The sequence below is a fragment of the Oceanobacillus sp. FSL W8-0428 genome (genome assembly GCF_038004405.1).
Lineage (GTDB): Bacteria > Bacillota > Bacilli > Bacillales > Amphibacillaceae > Oceanobacillus > Oceanobacillus sojae.
The window spans coordinates 2403421-2421052 of record NZ_JBBORB010000001.1 but is presented as its reverse complement, the minus strand read 5'-3'; the positions used below and the strand labels follow the sequence as shown (position 1 = coordinate 2421052).

Here is a 17632-nt window from a genome sequence, read left to right as displayed (position 1 = left end):
TTTTATACTTTCTTACTCTTTAAGATATAACGTTCGAGATTAGCGTTTGTTCATTTCATTTGGATGTGTTCCGCTTCGGACATTGCGATCCAGACCGTCAATTGTTTTCAGTTCTTCTTCACTTAACTCAAAATCAAATACGTCCAGATTTTCTTCAATCCGAGAAGGTGTTACTGATTTTGGTATCACAATCAAATCCGATTGCAGGTGCCAGCGAAGAATCACTTGCGCAATTGTTTTCCCTTTTGCTTCAGCAATTTGCTTAAGAGCTTCATCCTCCAAAACATCTCTGCCGTTCATAAGCGGGCTGTAAGCTTCTACATGAATGCCTTTTTCTTTACAAAATGCACGCAATTCTTTTTGCTGAAGATATGGGTGGCATTCCACCTGGTTCACAGCAGGAACAACTTCACATTCATCTAATAAGCGTTGTAAATGCTCCACTTCAAAGTTGCATACACCTATAGCTTTTGCCTTGCCATCCTTGTATATTTTCTCCAAAGCTTTGTACGTATCAATATACTGGTCATATTCCGGAGTCGGCCAGTGAATCAGATATAAATCTACATAATCAGTTCCAAGTCTTTTTAAGCTTGCATCAAATGCTTTTAAGGTTTCATCATAACCATGGTCTGCATTCCATACTTTGGTTGTAAGGAAGATTTCTTCACGTGCTACACCGCTATTTGCAATTGCTTGTCCAACGCCTTCTTCATTTCCATAAACCTTCGCTGTATCGATCGAACGGTAACCAGACTTTAACGCATGCTCCACAGCAGGAATCGCTTCTTGATTTTCTACTTTCCAGACTCCAAAACCAAGCTGCGGCATTTCCAATCCATTATTAAGTGTCACGTATTTCATATTCTCAAATCTCCTCCTGCAAGTAATTTTATTTCTGTTTGGTACTATTAGATTGTGTCTTTTTCAAGTAATTCATTTTGATTTTACAATAATAGACAGACAAAACAAAGAAAAGTGCTTAGTACTATTAAAGAATATCCTCATTGCATGGAAAATCCGCAAGCTGTGAAATTATTTTTTACCACTTAAAAAACAATTTGTCGTATGGTCATTTACCATGCCGGTTGCCTGCATAAATGAGTAACAGATTACCGGCCCGACAAAGGAAAACCCTCTCTTTTTCAAATCCTTGCTTATTTGCTTTGACAAGTCTGTCTGAGCAGGCACATCTTCATGCTTTTTCCACTGATTTACAATAGGCTTTCTATCGACGAATCCCCATATATATTGATCGAACGAGCCATACTCTTCCTGAACCTGTTGGAACGCCTTCGCATTTTTTATTACAGATTCAATTTTTCGTCTGTTGCGGATAATTCCCTCATCCTGCATCAATGCTTCTACTTTCTCATCTGAATAAGCAGCGATCACATCTACTTCAAAGTTATCAAAAGCCCGGCGGTAATTTTCCCGGCGTTTTAGAATTGTAATCCAGCTTAATCCCGCCTGCGCACCTTCCAGGGTCAGCATTTCAAATAGATAGCGGTCGTCGCCGAAGACCGGAGTTCCCCATTCTTCATCATGATAAGCAATATAAATAGGCTCCTCACTCACCCAGGCACAGCGTTCCTTACTCATCCTCTTCACCAACAGTTACTTCATTTTTTTCATAAGAAATCCAGTCACTGAAGCTGCCTGGATACAGCTTCACATTAGTAAATCCGACACTATCCAGCGCAAGGATATTCGGACATGCCGAAACACCAGACCCGCAGGAAACAATAATCTCATCGTCTTTATTCAACTGAGAAAAATGCTCCTGCAGCTGCTTCTCATTTTTCCAGGTGCCATCTTCTTTTAAAACACCCTTCCAAAAATAGTTCACTGCTCCTGGAATATGACCCGCGCGGGAATACATCGGCTCTTCATCTCCTAAATATCTGGCGCTTGCCCTCGAATCAATAACTGTTGTCCCAGGAGAGGTCAGCTTCTCCTTTACTTCTTCCATATCAACATAGCGATTTTTCTTCTCATTTCTCTGAAAGGTTTTAGGCTGAAGATTCGGAACTTCTGTGGTAAGCTCTCCCCCCTCTTCTACCCAGCGGTCTAAACCGCCGTCCAGAATATACACCTTCTCGTGACCTAAGTAGTCAAGCAGCCACCAAAAACGCGGTGCAAACATATCGTTTCCCTGGTCATATACCACAACCGTTGTATCGTTTGAGATACCTAGTTTCCCAAGTTTATGTGCAAACAGCTCCCATTCGGGTAAAGGGTGATTTCCGCCATGCTTCCCCGCCTTGCCAGACAAATCTCTATTTAGATCCATATAGACAGCACCGGGTAAATGGCCTCGTAAATAAGCCTTCCGTCCAGCATCATCATCCATTAAATCAAACCGCACATCAACAATAACAATATTATTTTGCGTTAAGCGATGCTTCAATCTTTCTACGCTAATGATGTTTTTCAAAATCATACCCTCCCAAATTCTATTTTTACTAATCATATCATTTCTTGTTTATTTTAACAGAAATCGGATAAGTACGTATTCAAAGAAAGCCAAGTTAAAAGCAAGAATCTCATTACTTCGACACTTATCATGTGAGGATTTTTTAAATTTCCTTTATAAGTTGAGTTATGCTTTAGCTGTTTTTGAAAATATGCTTTAATTGATATACGAAGGGGCTATTCCATTGATGTTACCTGACAAATATATAGCAGATCTGCTTGTAAGAATGTCTCATTATTCCAATGCAATAGAAAATAACACCATTACATTACCAGAAACAGTATCTATCATTGTACACAGCGTTATCCCTAATAATGTTTCATTAAGAGAATTTTATGAAATTGATAACCACCAATATGCTATGGAATATGTACTGTCTGCCAATATACTTGAAGAAAAATTTTCAATTGATACATTGCTAAAGATGCATGAAATATTGATGGATAAACTTCATCATGAAAAGGGAAGTTTAAATCACAATATAATGCTATTTTAGCCGTTGATTTTGATACAGCTTCCCCTGCTGATACTCCTTTATTGATGAAGCAATGGGTCGATAATACAAATTTCAGGCTTGAATTAGCCAAGACGCAAAAAGAAATGATTACAGTGATTTGTGAGAGTCATATTGAATTCGAACGTATTCATCCCTTTGCTGATGGAAATGGGCGGATAGACCGGTTAATGATGACTTATTTGCTTTTAAAAAATAATTTACCGCCTCTTATTATCAAAGGAAAAGAAAAAGCAGTCTATACAAGATTCTTAGCAAACCAGGATATAAAAGAATTTAGTGGTTTTGCAGAGGAGAAGGTGACAAAAGAAAAGGAAAGAATTAAAGCTTTTGAAAACAGGCAATCCAATGATCTATAAATAAGGGAATTTTTGAAATCATTAAAAAATATTCCAATACAGATTTTTATTTAGACTATGGTAAACTATACAAAGAAACGTGGAATGAGCATTGCATTCATTTTCACGTCAAAACTACTTTAACGAAATAAAATTTACTTAGAAGGAGTCTTTTTAATGAAGGAAAAACTAATCAAACGTCTGGAAACCTATGCAAAAATAGATACCCAATCGGACATGAACTCGGAAACAACGCCTTCTACACCGGGACAATGGGATTTAATTAAACTGTTGGAAAAGGAACTGAAGGAGGTTGGACTGGAAGAAGTATCCTATGATGAAAATGGTTATTTAATGGCTACGCTTCCGGCTAACACAGATAAGGATATTCCAGCGATCGGATTCCTGGCACATGTCGATACCGCAACAGACTTTACCGGAAAAGGCGTATCGCCAAAAGTAATCAATTATGAAGGCGGGGACATTGTATTGAATGAAGCTTTACAAGTAATTCTTTCCCCGGATAAATTTCCAGAGCTTTCAAATTATCTAGGACATCAATTAATGGTTACGGATGGAACAACTTTGCTTGGTGCAGATGACAAGGCGGGTATTGCTGAAATTATGACTGCAGTGGAATACTTGATAAATCATCCGGAAATCAAGCATGGAAAAATTCGTGTTGCTTTTACACCAGATGAAGAAATCGGCCGCGGTCCGCATAAATTTGATGTAGAACGCTTTGGCTGTGACTATGCCTATACCGTAGACGGCGGACCATTAGGCGAGCTGCAGTTTGAAAGCTTTAACGCGGCAGCTGCCAGAGTAACTTTTTATGGAAATAGCGTACACCCGGGAACAGCAAAAAATAAAATGGTAAACGCCGGCAAAATGGCTGCACAATTTATTTGCAAATTTCCTGATGAAGAATCCCCGGAGCACACAGAAGAATACGAAGGCTTCTATCACCTGATCTCTGTAGAAGGAGATGTGGAAAAAACAACCGTATACTATATCATCCGGGACCATGACCGGGATAAGTTCGAAGCCCGTAAACAAACACTTACACAGTATGTGGAAGAGATAAAAAGCGGATATGGCGAGGAGTCAGTTCAATTAGAAATGAATGATCAATATTACAATATGCGTGAAAAAATTGAGCCTGTAAAGCATATTGTGGATATTGCCGGTCAAGCGATGAAAAATCTTGATATCGAACCAGTTATCCAGCCTGTCCGCGGAGGTACTGACGGCTCACAAATCTCGTTTATGGGACTGCCGACTCCAAACCTGTTTACTGGAGGCGAGAACTTCCATGGCAAGTTTGAATATATTTCTATAAATAATATGGAAAAAGCAGCGAAAGTAATTGTGGAAATCAGCCGTTTGTTTGCAGCTGAAAAATAATATGCACTTTTCCTACCAAAGAAACCTGATAAAATCAGCTCGTTGATTTTATCAGGTTTTTCCATTAAAAATTATCTCTTTCTCACTTTCTTTCTACGCTAAACTTACATATACTTAATATAAAATAAAACTTCTATTGGCTGGAGGTTTACGAACACTCATACTGTGGTAAATTTATTCTACAAAACACTGTTAAAAACATAAATTATCAGTTTATAAAACTTTATTTAAAGTAAGGAGATTTCTCAATGCAATTACTTAGCTGGATTATCTTCCCGGTCGTCTGCTTAATGCTTATCACCTGTCCATCTCATGAATCCCTTAAAGAAAATACAGATTCGAAAGCTTTTAAACAGCTTATCACGCAAGCAGAATCATATGTCAAAGAAGAGACAACTCCTCCTGATGCCTATCTGCAGAAGTTTGACCAGGACGAGAATGTACAGCTGTTAAAAGCGGCTTTAAACCAAATCGGCTATGATTTAGAGCTATCTGATTTTTACGATGAAGAGCTTACCTGGGCTGTTACAGACTTCCAGATACAATCTGAAAATGCTTCTATTTCAGGCATTTATGATGAAGCAACGAAAGAAGAATTACTATCTTATTTTAAGGAAGATAAAAATATTGAACCTGGAGAGGGTTTAGCTCATCCCCCTGAGGAACCGGAAGTTACAGAAGCCGGGACAGAAGTTGTCGGCAACCCATATGATGAATTAGCATTGGTAAACAAAAGCTTTGCACTTCCTGAGGATTATATCCCGGAAGACTTGATGGTGCCAGATGTGCCATTCCCTTTCACAGAGGACTTACCTAAAAAATACATGCGCGAAAATGCAGCACATGCACTTGAAGATTTATTTGATGCTGCTGAAGATGCCGGGCTGGAATTGTTTGCCCAATCCGGATACCGTTCTTATGACCGGCAAGTGGAGGTATTTTCAGCCAATGCCTCGCAGCATGGTGAGGATTACGCAAACACATTCAGCGCACGTCCCGGGGAAAGCGAGCATCAGACCGGGCTTGCTATGGATGTAACCAGTGCAGAAGTAAATTTAGAATTAGTAACAGAGTTTGGTGAAACAGAGGAAGGTAAATGGCTTGCTGAAAATGCACCGGAATTTGGTTTTATTATCCGATTCCCTGAAGGCAAAGAAGATATCACCGGGTATCAATATGAGCCTTGGCATGTTCGTTATGTAGGCGAAAAAACGGCAAAATATGTAACTGAAAAAGGCATTACTTTCGAAGAGTATATAGAGCAATTTGATAAATAGATTTATGGAGAAAATGCGGTGGAATATTTGTACATTCCAGCGTATTTTCTTATACTGTAAAACTTATATAGAATCTCCACAAGGCTTTCCTCTCCGGGAGATATGTTAAAATTGATATTGAAAATTAAATTAAGAAGGGTTGATCATATGAATAATAATGAGTCTATTAAACTAACCGCTTTATCCTCCAAAGGTGGATGCGGCTGTAAAATCGGGCCGGCAGATTTACGACAGGTTTTACAGTCCCTTTCTCCTGCAACAGATAACCCTAATTTATTAGTTGGTCTGGATACCAGTGATGATGCAGGTGTCTATAAATTAAATGATGACACGGCGATTGTTCAGACACTCGACTTCTTCACACCGATTGTAGATGACCCTTACTCCTTTGGGCAAATTGCTGCTGCCAATGCAATCAGTGATGTCTACGCAATGGGAGGAAAGCCGATTACAGCTTTAAATATTGTCGCTTTTCCAATTGCTGATTTAGATAAACAGATTCTTTCCCGCATCTTAGAAGGTGCAGACAGCAAGCTGAAAGAAGCTGGCGTAGCCTTGGTCGGCGGTCATTCCATCGATGATAAAGAACCCAAATTTGGATTGTCTGTTACCGGAACAATCCATCCTGATAAAATTCGCACAAACAGTGGTGCACAGCCAGGTGATGTTCTTATTTTAACCAAACCAATCGGCGTTGGAATTCTGACCACATCCATTAAAAGAGGCCTGGTAAACGAAGTAGAAATAGAACGTGTCACACAGGTAATGGCGACGCTGAATAAAACGGCTGCAGAAACGATGGATAACTATGAAGTACATGCCTGTACGGATGTTACCGGATTTGGTTTACTTGGACATGCCTCTGAAATGGCAAAAGGAAGCAATGCCGAAATCCGGATTTCGAATCAACAGGTGCCTGTTTTGCCAAGAGTGAAGGAGCTTGCTGAAAACGGAGCTGTACCAGGCGGTACGAAGAATAATTTTAATTACTTAAAAGAAGATGTTACTTTTGCGGAACCGCTGAATCAAATTGATCAATGGATATTATGTGATGCGGTAACCTCAGGAGGTTTATTAGCAGCTGTAAAACAAGCAGATGCTGAAAAATTACTTGCAGATCTTCGTGATAAAAACATTGAAGCTGCAATTATTGGCAGCGTCGCAGATGGGAATAATGGTCATATAACTGTGGAAGAATAATTCGTTTGTTAGGACGTGAAGATATGTTTCAGGATATTGAGTTACATGATTTATTGAAGAGGCAAAAGGAAGGCTCCATTGCATTAGTTGATGTGCGTTCTCCACAGGAATTTGCTGAATTCCGTATTCCGGGAAGCATAAACATTCCTGTCTTTAATAATGAAGAGCGTGCAGAGGTAGGCACCATTTATAAACAAATCAGTCCAGAAGCGGCGAAGGAGAAAGGGCTAGAGATTTTTTCTGCAAAGCTGCCGCAGTTTATTGCCGAGTTTCAATCACTTGGAAAAGAAAAGGTTGTCTACTGCTGGCGCGGCGGGATGCGGAGTAAAACTGCGGCAACAGTAGTCGATTTAATGGGACAGCAGATTTCCAGATTGAATGGGGGTATCCGCTCATACAGAAAATGGGTGGTAAACAAATTAGAGCAGAAGCAGTTCTCTCCAAAAATGTACGTGCTAAATGGCTATACAGGCTCTGGTAAAACTATTTTGTTACACCGGTTAAAACAACTGGGTTATCCTGTCCTTGATTTAGAAGGGATGGCAAAGCATCGGGGCTCTATATTCGGTCAAATCGGATTGAATCCGAATAATCAAAAAACCTTTGAATCTTTACTGGTTCAGGAAATGGAACGCTATAATCAAATGCCTTTTATTCTGCTCGAAGGAGAAAGTAAGCGTATTGGCAAGGCAACACTGCCTTTATTTTTACATGAAGAAAAAGAAGCAAGCATGCAGCTGTTTATCCATTTGCCTTTGGAAAAAAGAATTCAAAATATATTGCGTGAGTACAATCCTGAAGAACATCAAGCGCAAGTAATAGAAGCTTTTCAAAGAATTCAAAAGCATATTCACACACCTGTAGCTAAACAAATTGCCGATGACATAGAGCAGGGTAATTTCTCGTCCGCTATAGCACTTTTACTGGAATATTATTACGATCCAAGATATGAGCACACTCTCTATCATTATCCGGGGGACAAACAAATTCATATCCATGCCAATGATCTTGATGAAGCACTAAATGCGGTTGTCAGCTTTATCAGGCAGGAAGAACATACAAATATTAAGCTATAAGTGGATATTTTATAAGCTCCCATCCCCTATGATAATCATCAGTCGGATGAGAGCTTATTTCATGTATTGAATTAAATCCACAGCTTAATTCGTGAACGTTGTTGCTGAAGCCGCCCCTTTCTCGCCAGCCTTCACACAATCAATAGCGACAACAAGTGCAATAATGGTGGTTTCCATCTCTTCATTCACTACCTGCACCTTGTAGCTGTCTCCCCAGGTAAACCACTCCTTACTTACTTCTCCGACGAGTTCGCCATGCTGATACACCTGAAAGCGCATATCCCACCAGTTACCACGTACCTCAATACCTGCCGCATCAATTGAATAGCGTGCTTTAAAGAAGGAAATTCCCTTCTTAATCGCTAACACTTCCTGCCCATTTACCTCCACAAAAAACTTCGGCAAAAAGCTGAATGTTTTTTTCGTTATGTGTGCTACTTCCTCCTCTCTTGCGTCCTTAATAGAGAACGTCTTTGGAATTCGCATAAAGCTGCCTGCCACAAAGTAGACATCTTTTTCCTGTTGATCCTTCACTGTAAACTTTTCATTGAAGCTGAATACCTTTTGCTTTATATATAATTGTTTCATGATTTACCTCCTTTGATATACTGCTTTTATTTAAATCTAAATACGTTTGTCTTACATACAGATTCAAATGATAAGGTATTATTTAATACTAAAATTCTCCCTATAAGGTTTCACTCTTATAGGGATTTTATCAAATTATACTGTCTGGCTGAAACTTATTACAGCTTCCAAAGTATTTTCGGCTTTTCAACAAGCCAACTAAAAAAGTAACTTTCTTCCACATCACAAAGTCCAGATTGTGCATAAAAAGTTATTTTCTGAACAAATTAGGGATAATCAAAACAACGAGGTGTCCGATGTTATGTCCTATCGTAAATTTCTAAAAAAAATGAAACCTAAAGAGCAAAGGAAAGATTTAGAAAAAGTTGAACAAAAAAGCATTGGCACTTCGATTACCGAAAATCTGAATATCATCAAACAAAAAACTGGAAATAGTCCAGATATCATTATCCGCATGCTTACTTTTAGTCATGATCCCGAGGTGTCTACTGCTATTGTTCATGTAGACGGGCTGGTAGACAATCCAACGATTAATGAATTTTTGGTGCAATCCATGGAGGATAGTGTTCAAGAAAAACTGGAGGAAAAAGATCTTTTCAAGGTTTTTTCCGAAAAAGTTGTTGCCGTCAGCAGCTTGGAAACCCTGAAAGATTGGGATTCCTTATTCTTGGCTCTGCTTTCCGGGAACACCGTTATTCTCGCAGATGGAAAAAATGAAGCACTGATTGCAAGTACCCGAGGCGGAGAAAGACGCCTCGTTGAACAGTCTGATTCTGAAATAACATTACGCGGATCTAAAGAAGGGTTTACCGAATCCATTAACACTAATACTGCACTCGTGCGCCGAATTATTAAAAATCCGAATTTATGGGTAGAATCCATGAATCTCGGAAAACAGACGAACACAGACCTTTCCATTATGTATATCAATGGCATAGTCGATACCGACATAGTGAAAGAAGTCCGCCAACGCTTGGCACGGGTGAATCTCGATGCCATTCTGGATTCAGGTTATATTGAACAGGTAATTGAAGATGAGAGTTCCGGGCTGTTTCCAACAATCACTCATACTGAACGGCCTGATGCGGTTGCCGGCAATTTACTGGAAGGCAGGGTGGCTATTTTTGTCAGCGGAACTCCTCATGTGTTAATTGTTCCTGCTGTCATGATTCAATTCTTCCAAACGCCGGAAGACTATTACGTGCGCTTCCCGATTAGTACTTTGATTCGGATGCTGCGCGTTTTCATGTTTTTGATTTCTTTGATTGGTCCTGCTTTTTACGTGGCAGTTACAACCTTTCATCAGGAAATGATCCCAACAGACCTGCTCGTTATTATTGCTTCACAGACCGAATCCGTACCTTTTCCAGCGATTGTAGAAGCGCTGATTATGGAAGTCACTTTTGAGATTTTGCGGGAAGCCGGTTTAAGGATGCCGAATAAAATCAGCGCGACCATCTCGATTGTTGGGGCGCTTGTCATTGGGCAAGGGGTTATTCAGGCCGGGATTGTCTCTCCGGCAATGGTTATTGTCGTTGCAACTACAGCGATTGCCAGTCTGGCCACTCCCAATTATGACATCGCTATTTCTGCCCGTCTGCTACGCTTTGCTTTTATGCTAAGCGCAGCGATTGCCGGATTTTACGGTATCATCCTTGGCTTAATTATGCTGATTGTCCATCTCGCCAGCTTGCGTTCATTTGGGATTCCTTATCTGACCCCATTGGCACCATTGGAATGGAAAAGCTTAAAGGATACCATTATTCGCGGTCCAATCTGGTCATTCAATGAAAGACCAGAATCCCTTCATCCCCAAAATCCAGTTCGCCAAGGTAAGAACCAAAAACCTCTGCCGCCTTTAAAACGGCGAATGGTCAGAGCGGATACGAAAGAAGGAGATAAAAATGAATCGTAAATGGATAATTTCTTTTTTCGTGGCAGTCTGTCTCCCTTTCCTTTCCGGGTGCTGGAGCAGTATCGAATTAAAAGAATTAGCAATTGTCTCAGCCTATGCGCTTGATAAAAAGGAAGACGGTACGTATGTCGGCACTTTTCAATTAATCAATCCAATGAACGTGCCCGGGGCGCTTCAAGGGGGAGCATCCGGGCAAAAGCCAAGCATTGCCACTTATACTGCAACAGGAGGAAATCCGCTGGAAGTAGCTGATAATGCATCCACAAAGGTTTCAAGAGATCTCTATTTTGCACATACCAGCCTGTTGGTTATCAGTGAAGAGCTTGCCAGGGAAGAGGGACTTTCCTCTATTTTAGATGCAATGGAGCGCGGCCTTGAATTTCGGACAACGACAAATATAGTGATCAGCCGGGATATCAAAGCAGGTGATTTCGTTCAGGTTTTAACGGCTATTGATCAGGTCCCTGCAGAAAAAGCAATTAAGTCTTTAGACTTCACTGAAAAACTGTACGGAGAAAATATAGCTACCAATCTGCAGAAATTCATCAAGGCTGCTGTTTCAACAGGAAAAGAGCCGCTAGTAAGCGGATTCATTGTATCAGGAGATATCGAGAAAGCAAAAACCATGGAACAGCTTCAATCATCGGAAGGGGCAGCAACAATTGAAGTAAATGGTATTGGCGTTTTTAAAGAAGGGAAGCTGGTAAACTGGATTGAGGGCGAAAAGAGTGAAGGAACGTTATGGGTATTAGACCAAATCCAGCAGGCACCTGTAGATATTGATTGGGAGGGACAAAAAGAAGCCATCTCCTATAAAGTCATACGCCAAAAAACAAATGTAGAAGCAAAAACAAAAGGCGGTAAGCCAGTAATTTCAGTGAAAATTCGTGCAGAAGGAGATCTTCGCGCGATAGAGGTGCCAGTTAATGTGACCGACCCGCATGTATTGTTACGGATTGAGAAAGTATTGCAGGAGAAAATTAAGGATGAAGCAGAAGCAACAATCCAGGAAGCACAGAAAACCAAAACCGATATCTTTGGCTTCGGAGAAAAGCTGCATCAATCTGAACCAGATAATTGGAAGAAACTTGAGCAGGAATGGCAGGATGTTTATTTTCCTGCATTGGATGTCGATGTGACAGTGGAAGCCTTTATTCGCCGTACAGGGATGAGAAACAACCCGTATCTTTTTGATTTGAACAAGAAAAGCGACTAAAAAGGAGGGAATTCGTGTATGGAAAAGGCAAAAATCAGCACAAGTCAATTGTTTATCCTTATGATTTTATTTCAGCTAAGCAATTCGCTGCTGATTCCTCTTGGAATGAAAGCGGGGCGTGACAGCTGGTTAGTAATTCTGATTGCGGCGGTGGTAAGCATCTTCTTATTTTTTATTTATCGGGCGCTTTACCTGTATTATCCTTCACTCTTGCTGACGGACTATACAGAGAAACTGATTGGGAAGTTTTTAGGAAGAATCCTGGCATTCTTATATATTCTCTTCTTTTTATACTGTGCTGCGAGAGTATTGCGGGAATTTGGTGTTATGCTGCTGTCTTTTGCCTTTCCGGAAACCCCTCTATTCGTTGCGTGCGCTATGATGATCCTTGTGGTTATTTACACTGTGTTTAAAGGCATTGAAGTAGTTGCCAGAACAGGGGAACTGCTTTTTGTCATCATGATTATGCTTGCATTCTTTCTGTTTCTCCTTATTGCTATCTCAGGTTTGATTGATGTCTCCAATTTAAGACCGGCCTTTGAAGATTCATCAAAAGTATTAAATACTGTCTTTACAGAAACTCTGTATGTTCCCTTTGGCGAAATCATCGTATTTACAATGATTTTCCCCTATTTAAATCAAGCAAAAAAAATGGGAAAAACAGGTGTAGCGGCAATCAGTATAACCGGCGCCGCTCTCGCTTTCACCACGGTTTTGAATATAAGTGTTCTCGGTGTACCTCTTATTGAACGCTCTCTTTTTCCCTTATTAACAACCATTCAGTCTATTCAAGTCGGCGGATTTTTACAACGTCTGGACGTTATCTTTATTCTTGCTCTGGTAATTGGGGGGTTCTTTAAAGTTACAGTATATACATACTGTGCTGTCATCGGTGCTTCCAGTTTGTTTGATATTAAAAAACCCTCTAAGCTGGCTTATCCGATGGGGATGACAGTTTTATTTTTATCCATGGTTATTGCGAGTAATTACTCTGAGCATATTGAAGAAGGGTTAAAAATATTTCCGCTCTATGCACAGCTCCCTTTTCAAATTATTCTTCCTGTTTTGCTGCTTATCATCGCCTTTATCAAAAACAGAAAAAAAGAATAGAGTGCCTATATTAACGGAAAGATATTTAAATATTGATTGGAGAGTGTAATAAAGTGAAAATCATTGGTATTTGTTTGTTCATGTTCATCATTCTAACTGGCGTTTCCTTAGGGATTGATTATTTGAATAGATATGAAATGCCCACTTTTAGATCTCTGAATCCTTTATATGTAATGGAAATTCCTGAATTAGCAATCATGTATATGCTTCTTCTCTTCTTATTTGTTGACCCTTTACTTTCTTTTTTGCAAAAACGGCGAAATCGAAAAAAAGGAGAATAGAGAATATCCTTCCCCTACCCTCCAAAATAATATTTTATGATTTGCAATTTTCAATTAAAAAAATCATTTTAATCATTTTTTAAAAAAGCTTTTTTTATTCACCGCAGTTCTATTAAATAATTTTTTAACGTGTACGTAACACATGCCTTATGGCTACTGCTTTCATCCACTTTTTTTATTTGTGATTCGAGGTTTCTGTTTGAATATGAACAGAGAGCGGTAATTAATTGGCATTGAATAATAACTTCAGTGTGTAACCAATTTTCACCTTTATCGTGATGTAACCGGCTGGTCGACAAACATGCCACGTCCTGGGACTGCGGTACAATAATTCCTCGTCCGTTCGAAAAGCATTGTGGTATCCTATTCTTGTATGCTTAAACCCTCTGATTGAAGTTTCACTTTACATTTCAGGATGCCCAGCCACCATTTCTGAATATTGTTTCCCGTGTCCCATCTTTATGTATGCCATCAATACTCATGTCAGCTGTGCCAATCATAAAGTCGACGTGGGTAATGCTTGTGTTAATGCCTTTCTCTTCCAGCTCTTTCTTTTTCATTCCATTTCCACCTTCAATATTGATTGGGTATGCACTGCCAAGAGCCAGATGAGTGGAGGCATTTTCATCGAGAAGGGTATTAAAGAAAATAAGATTCATATCAGAAATATGAGAACTGTACGGGACGAGTGCAATTTCGCCGATATAAGAAGCTCCTTCATCGCTTTCAAGCAAACGCCTCAGTGTTTCTTCTCCTTCTTTAGCGTTATACGAGACCACTTTTCCATTCTCGAAAGTCAGTTTAAAATCGTTGATTAATATCCCTCCGTAATTGAGTGGTTTCGTACTTGATACTGTACCGTTTACTCCTTCTTTTTTCGGGGCTGTGAACACTTCTTCGGTCGGGATGTTGGCAACAAAGTTTACCCCTTCCTTGTTTACACTTCCTCCCGCTTCCCAAATATGAGTTTCTGGAAGTTCAATTGTCAAGTCGGTTCCTTTAGCTTGAAAATGTAAGGCATGATAGTGCTTTGCATTTAAGAACTGCATTTTTTCATCAAGCGTTTGCAGGTGGTTATGCCATGCTGTTATCGGATTGGGTTTATTCACACGGGTTGCTGAAAAAAGTGCTTCCCACAGTTTATCTACCGCTTTTTTCCCTTTTGAGTCAGGGAAGACTTTCTCCGCCCATTTCACCGAAGGCACTGCTACGATGGACCAGCTGACTTTATCAAACTGGGTATAGCTACGAAATTTAGACAATGCTTTGCTTCTTGTTTTATTCTCCGTTGAAATACGATCCGGTTCGATATCTTTCAGCAAATCCGGATCCCCTCCGGATTCAGAGATGCGCAGAAATGCCGCATTGTTTTCTGCTTCCTCTACAAGTGCTTGCACCTTCCAGTTGGGAAACTCTGAAAGAGACGCTTCAGAGGCGAGTTCAAATTTGAGACGGGTTAGCTCTTCGTCATTCCATTCTACGTGCACATGCTTTGCTCCCGCTTGATAAGCCTTCTTGGCGATAATACGAACAAATTCAGCTGCATATAGCGGGGTACTGATATAGAGTGTTTGGTCTTTCTGAAGGTTGACCCCTACTTTTAAAGCAATATCTGCGTAAATTTCAATTTTATCCTGAAATGTTGACATGCTTCACCTCTTTTCTATGGATTGGATTTTACTCTCATACGTGAATTGTATCACTGGCAAGATATTTTTACATTACTCAAGTTTCGCACTTTAAAATAAACATACTAACCTTGCTGATCCAGGATGTACATGGTCTCTATTATCATGCTTGCTTTTAGTTAACTCATCTTTTCATTTTTTGAACAAATTATTGTGTATAGCTCCCGCTCCGACCAACCACTCCGCTTTCCGACGTACAACTCTTTTCGATGGGGTGAGTAATCGCAACCCCAGGACGTTGCGATCTTAGTCTGCCATGGGGACGACTTCAGCTAACTTGAAAAGAAACCCGCTTTTCAAGTGGATCTTCAGCTCGCCCTTTCCCATAGGAGTCTACTTGGTTGGCCTGCGCTCTAATAGGATTCTACAGTGAATGAAAGAAATCATAGCCTGATGGAGTTGGATGAAATAATCGTTTTTTAGCAATTCAAATCATGACAGCATAAATAATTCATATCGAGAATAGCTTGCATGCACCAAAAATAAGGATTGCTGAACATGTTTACCATGCAACATGAAAAATTTGTTCTGTCAGATCTGCTATCTGCTTTTTATTTGTTCAATTATTTCAGTATAGAACACCCCTTCTAGCGGAGGCGGACCGTTTTGACTCCTGAGGGATCAGCACCATCTGAAGATCCACTTTTGCCAAGTGATCTTCTTGGCAAAAGTTAGCTGAAGAGCGTGCCCCTAGGAAAGCAAAACGGTCCGCCGCAGCGGTAGCCTTACACTTTACCTTCTATCTTTAAGAAATAATCACCCCATGTTCCTGTAGATAGGAAGTTACTTTTTTAAGTGCGAAAGTTAAGTGCATTAAAAATACATTTGCAAAGATTTTATAAATTCGTTACAATTTAATTGATAACTGTTATCAATTAAATTGTATAGGGGTTTATTTTATGAGTCGAACAGAGCTTGCAAAATTAATTCGTGAACGTCGCGCCATCAAAAAAGGATACAATGATAAGAAAGTAACGAGAGAAACTGTGATGCAATTATTGGAGGAATCCATCTGGGCTCCCACCCATGGGATGAGGCAGCCATGGCGCTTTGTATTTGTTGATAAAGATCACCTTCCCGGTTTTGCTAAAAAAGTTGCTGCTACATATCCTGAAGAAAGACAAGAAAATCGTGAAAATTACTTAAATGAGCCAAATGCCATTCTTGTTGTCATCATGGAGACTTCCGATATACCAAAGCAATGGGATGAAAACTTTGGTGCTGTCTCCGCCATGATTCAGAATTTTTGGCTATTGGCATGGGAAGAGAAGCTTGGTATCGTTTGGAAAACAAATCCACATATCTATGATGAGAAAGTAAAAGAGATTCTCCATGTGAAGGACAATGAGAAAATCGCCGCTTTTATTCATATGGGTTATTTTGATGAAACACCTGAGGAGAAAGAACGTATTCCTTTGGCAGATAAATTTGAAGTATTTGAAGAGGATGTTCAAAAAGTCCAATAAAAATGACACGGCGAATTTCTACGTTGACGAGCTTTTTCCAATACTCACGTATTATAAAGCATACGCTCCGTTTGGAAAAAGCTCGTCGCCTTGAACTTCTTGATCCTATTTATCGGACTTTTTGAACACACACTTAAAGATAATAAAATCAGATAATTTTATTTTTTTCTATAAATCTATTGACAAGTGCCCGTCTCTTCGTTTAGTATTAATTTCAATAATTAAATGATGTGGCGTTGATGAAGAATAGTAATTACAGGTGAACTCTCAAGAGAGCTGATGGCCGCTGTGAATCAGTGAGTATCCTTGTAATGAATGGACTTCGGAGCTCCAAACCGAAACATAATCGGAGTAGGCTTTGGCGGAATGGTTTCCCGTTATGGAAACTTAGAAGATAGTAATCTTCTTTTTGAGTGAGCTGCATGTCAGCTAATAAAGGTGGTACCACGGTCCCTCGTCCTTTTTATATATGGATGAGGGGCCTTTTTGATTTCAGGAAAAATAAATGTTCAAAAAGTACGATGAAAAAGACCGAGAAGTTCGAGGCAGCGCCGCTTTGAGTAGCGGAATGTATATTTTTAGATACATGAGCCACGGTTTTAATAGACCGAGTAATCGCAGTCCCAGGTCTCAACGGAGAAGCAAGCTAACGAGCTTCCACAGGATGTGATGACTTCTATGTTGCCCACACCACGTGGGCGTTCTTAGTAGAAGATCCTTTTCTAGCAGCGTCATTTTTATTGGACTTTTTGAACCTCCTATATGATAAGCGATGATGAAGAGTAGTAAATAATCTGCACTGCATAACAGAGAGCTGATAACTGGGTGGAATATCAGTATGCAGGGATTATTGAATGGACTTCAGAGTGTTTTTCTTAAATGGTGCATCTGTACCTGAGTAGGAAAAAACGTATTTCCGACGTTATACGGATAGGGTATCTGAATTTTTTCAGTACCTAATAAAGATAGAAAGAGTATTCTTTCTAAACAGAGGTGGCACCGCGGCTCCATCGTCCTCTATAAGCACATAGCTGTGTTTATAGAGGGCTTTTTTTATTTCAAAATATTAATCACAGAATC

At 39.8% G+C, this 17632-nt stretch carries 15 protein-coding genes and 2 other annotated features; of the genes, 10 read left to right on the top strand and 5 right to left on the bottom strand.

The genetic code is table 11. The annotated features are described in order from the left end of the window. Nucleotides 1–39: 39 nt before the first annotated feature. The 3 genes from MKY30_RS11340 to MKY30_RS11330 form a co-directional block, all read right to left on the bottom strand. Nucleotides 40–864 carry an aldo/keto reductase gene (locus MKY30_RS11340; RefSeq protein WP_339284799.1) on the bottom strand — a complete coding sequence of 275 codons (825 nt, stop codon included), beginning with the start codon at nucleotides 862–864 and terminating at the stop codon, nucleotides 40–42. Nucleotides 865–1035: 171 nt separating this feature from the next. After that, nucleotides 1036–1602: a DNA-3-methyladenine glycosylase I gene (locus MKY30_RS11335; protein WP_339284797.1), complete on the bottom strand. Its 567-nt coding sequence runs from the start codon at nucleotides 1600–1602 to the stop codon at nucleotides 1036–1038. Then, entirely contained in the window at nucleotides 1595–2437 is an 843-nt protein-coding gene (locus tag MKY30_RS11330) for a sulfurtransferase (protein WP_147211254.1), read from the bottom strand. Before MKY30_RS11330 ends, MKY30_RS11335 begins: the two co-directional genes overlap by 8 nt. A gap of 223 nt (nucleotides 2438–2660) precedes the next feature. Between MKY30_RS11330 and MKY30_RS11325 the strand changes: the two genes are divergently transcribed. The 6 genes from MKY30_RS11325 to mnmH all read left to right on the top strand — a co-directional run bounded on the left by MKY30_RS11325 (nucleotide 2661) and on the right by mnmH (nucleotide 8288). After that, complete coding sequence (locus MKY30_RS11325; RefSeq protein ID WP_156985665.1) at nucleotides 2661–2972, top strand: hypothetical protein; 312 nt, start codon at nucleotides 2661–2663, stop codon at nucleotides 2970–2972. Between the two features lie 44 nt (nucleotides 2973–3016). After that, nucleotides 3017–3349 (top strand): Fic family protein, encoded by a 333-nt coding sequence (locus MKY30_RS11320; RefSeq protein ID WP_339286256.1) that lies wholly within the window; start codon nucleotides 3017–3019, stop codon nucleotides 3347–3349. 156 nt (nucleotides 3350–3505) lie between these two features. Then, complete coding sequence (pepT, locus tag MKY30_RS11315; protein WP_147211257.1) at nucleotides 3506–4735, top strand: peptidase T; 1230 nt, start codon at nucleotides 3506–3508, stop codon at nucleotides 4733–4735. A gap of 248 nt (nucleotides 4736–4983) precedes the next feature. Next, a complete protein-coding gene (locus tag MKY30_RS11310; RefSeq protein ID WP_341083959.1) occupies nucleotides 4984–6012 on the top strand; it encodes a D-alanyl-D-alanine carboxypeptidase family protein in 1029 nt (342 codons plus the stop codon). Nucleotides 6013–6159: 147 nt separating this feature from the next. Then, nucleotides 6160–7212, top strand: coding sequence for a selenide, water dikinase SelD (selD, locus tag MKY30_RS11305; RefSeq protein ID WP_341083957.1), 1053 nt, complete (start codon nucleotides 6160–6162; stop codon nucleotides 7210–7212). 23 nt (nucleotides 7213–7235) lie between these two features. After that, a complete protein-coding gene (gene mnmH, locus MKY30_RS11300) occupies nucleotides 7236–8288 on the top strand; it encodes a tRNA 2-selenouridine(34) synthase MnmH (protein ID WP_341083955.1) in 1053 nt (350 codons plus the stop codon). Nucleotides 8289–8372: 84 nt separating this feature from the next. Here mnmH and MKY30_RS11295 read toward each other — a convergent pair whose 3' ends face one another. After that, nucleotides 8373–8876 (bottom strand): LURP-one-related/scramblase family protein, encoded by a 504-nt coding sequence (locus MKY30_RS11295; RefSeq protein ID WP_341083953.1) that lies wholly within the window; start codon nucleotides 8874–8876, stop codon nucleotides 8373–8375. Between the two features lie 301 nt (nucleotides 8877–9177). Here MKY30_RS11295 and MKY30_RS11290 point away from each other — a divergent pair, with 301 nt between their 5' ends. The 3 genes from MKY30_RS11290 to MKY30_RS11280 are packed head-to-tail and all read left to right on the top strand — an operon-like array spanning nucleotide 9178 to nucleotide 13117. Next, nucleotides 9178–10791, top strand: coding sequence for a spore germination protein (locus tag MKY30_RS11290; protein ID WP_341083952.1), 1614 nt, complete (start codon nucleotides 9178–9180; stop codon nucleotides 10789–10791). Further along, the gene (locus MKY30_RS11285) at nucleotides 10781–12007 is read left to right on the top strand and encodes a Ger(x)C family spore germination protein (protein ID WP_147211263.1); all 1227 of its coding nucleotides are present in this window, start codon (nucleotides 10781–10783) and stop codon (nucleotides 12005–12007) included. Before MKY30_RS11290 ends, MKY30_RS11285 begins: the two co-directional genes overlap by 11 nt. An 18-nt stretch (nucleotides 12008–12025) precedes the next feature. Continuing rightward, on the top strand, nucleotides 12026–13117 hold the full coding sequence (locus MKY30_RS11280) for a GerAB/ArcD/ProY family transporter (RefSeq protein ID WP_339284784.1): 1092 nt from the start codon (nucleotides 12026–12028) through the stop codon (nucleotides 13115–13117). A 691-nt stretch (nucleotides 13118–13808) separates the two neighbouring features. Here the strand turns inward: MKY30_RS11280 and MKY30_RS11275 are convergent. Further along, nucleotides 13809–15047 carry an aminopeptidase gene (locus tag MKY30_RS11275; RefSeq protein ID WP_341083950.1) on the bottom strand — a complete coding sequence of 413 codons (1239 nt, stop codon included), beginning with the start codon at nucleotides 15045–15047 and terminating at the stop codon, nucleotides 13809–13811. 938 nt (nucleotides 15048–15985) lie between these two features. On the opposite strand from MKY30_RS11275, the gene MKY30_RS11270 reads away from it, so the two are divergent. Further along, nucleotides 15986–16552, top strand: coding sequence for a nitroreductase family protein (locus tag MKY30_RS11270; protein WP_147211265.1), 567 nt, complete (start codon nucleotides 15986–15988; stop codon nucleotides 16550–16552). A gap of 227 nt (nucleotides 16553–16779) precedes the next feature. Continuing rightward, nucleotides 16780–17017: a binding site (T-box leader), on the top strand. Between the two features lie 298 nt (nucleotides 17018–17315). Beyond that, nucleotides 17316–17573, top strand: a binding site (T-box leader). Nucleotides 17574–17632 lie beyond the last annotated feature (59 nt).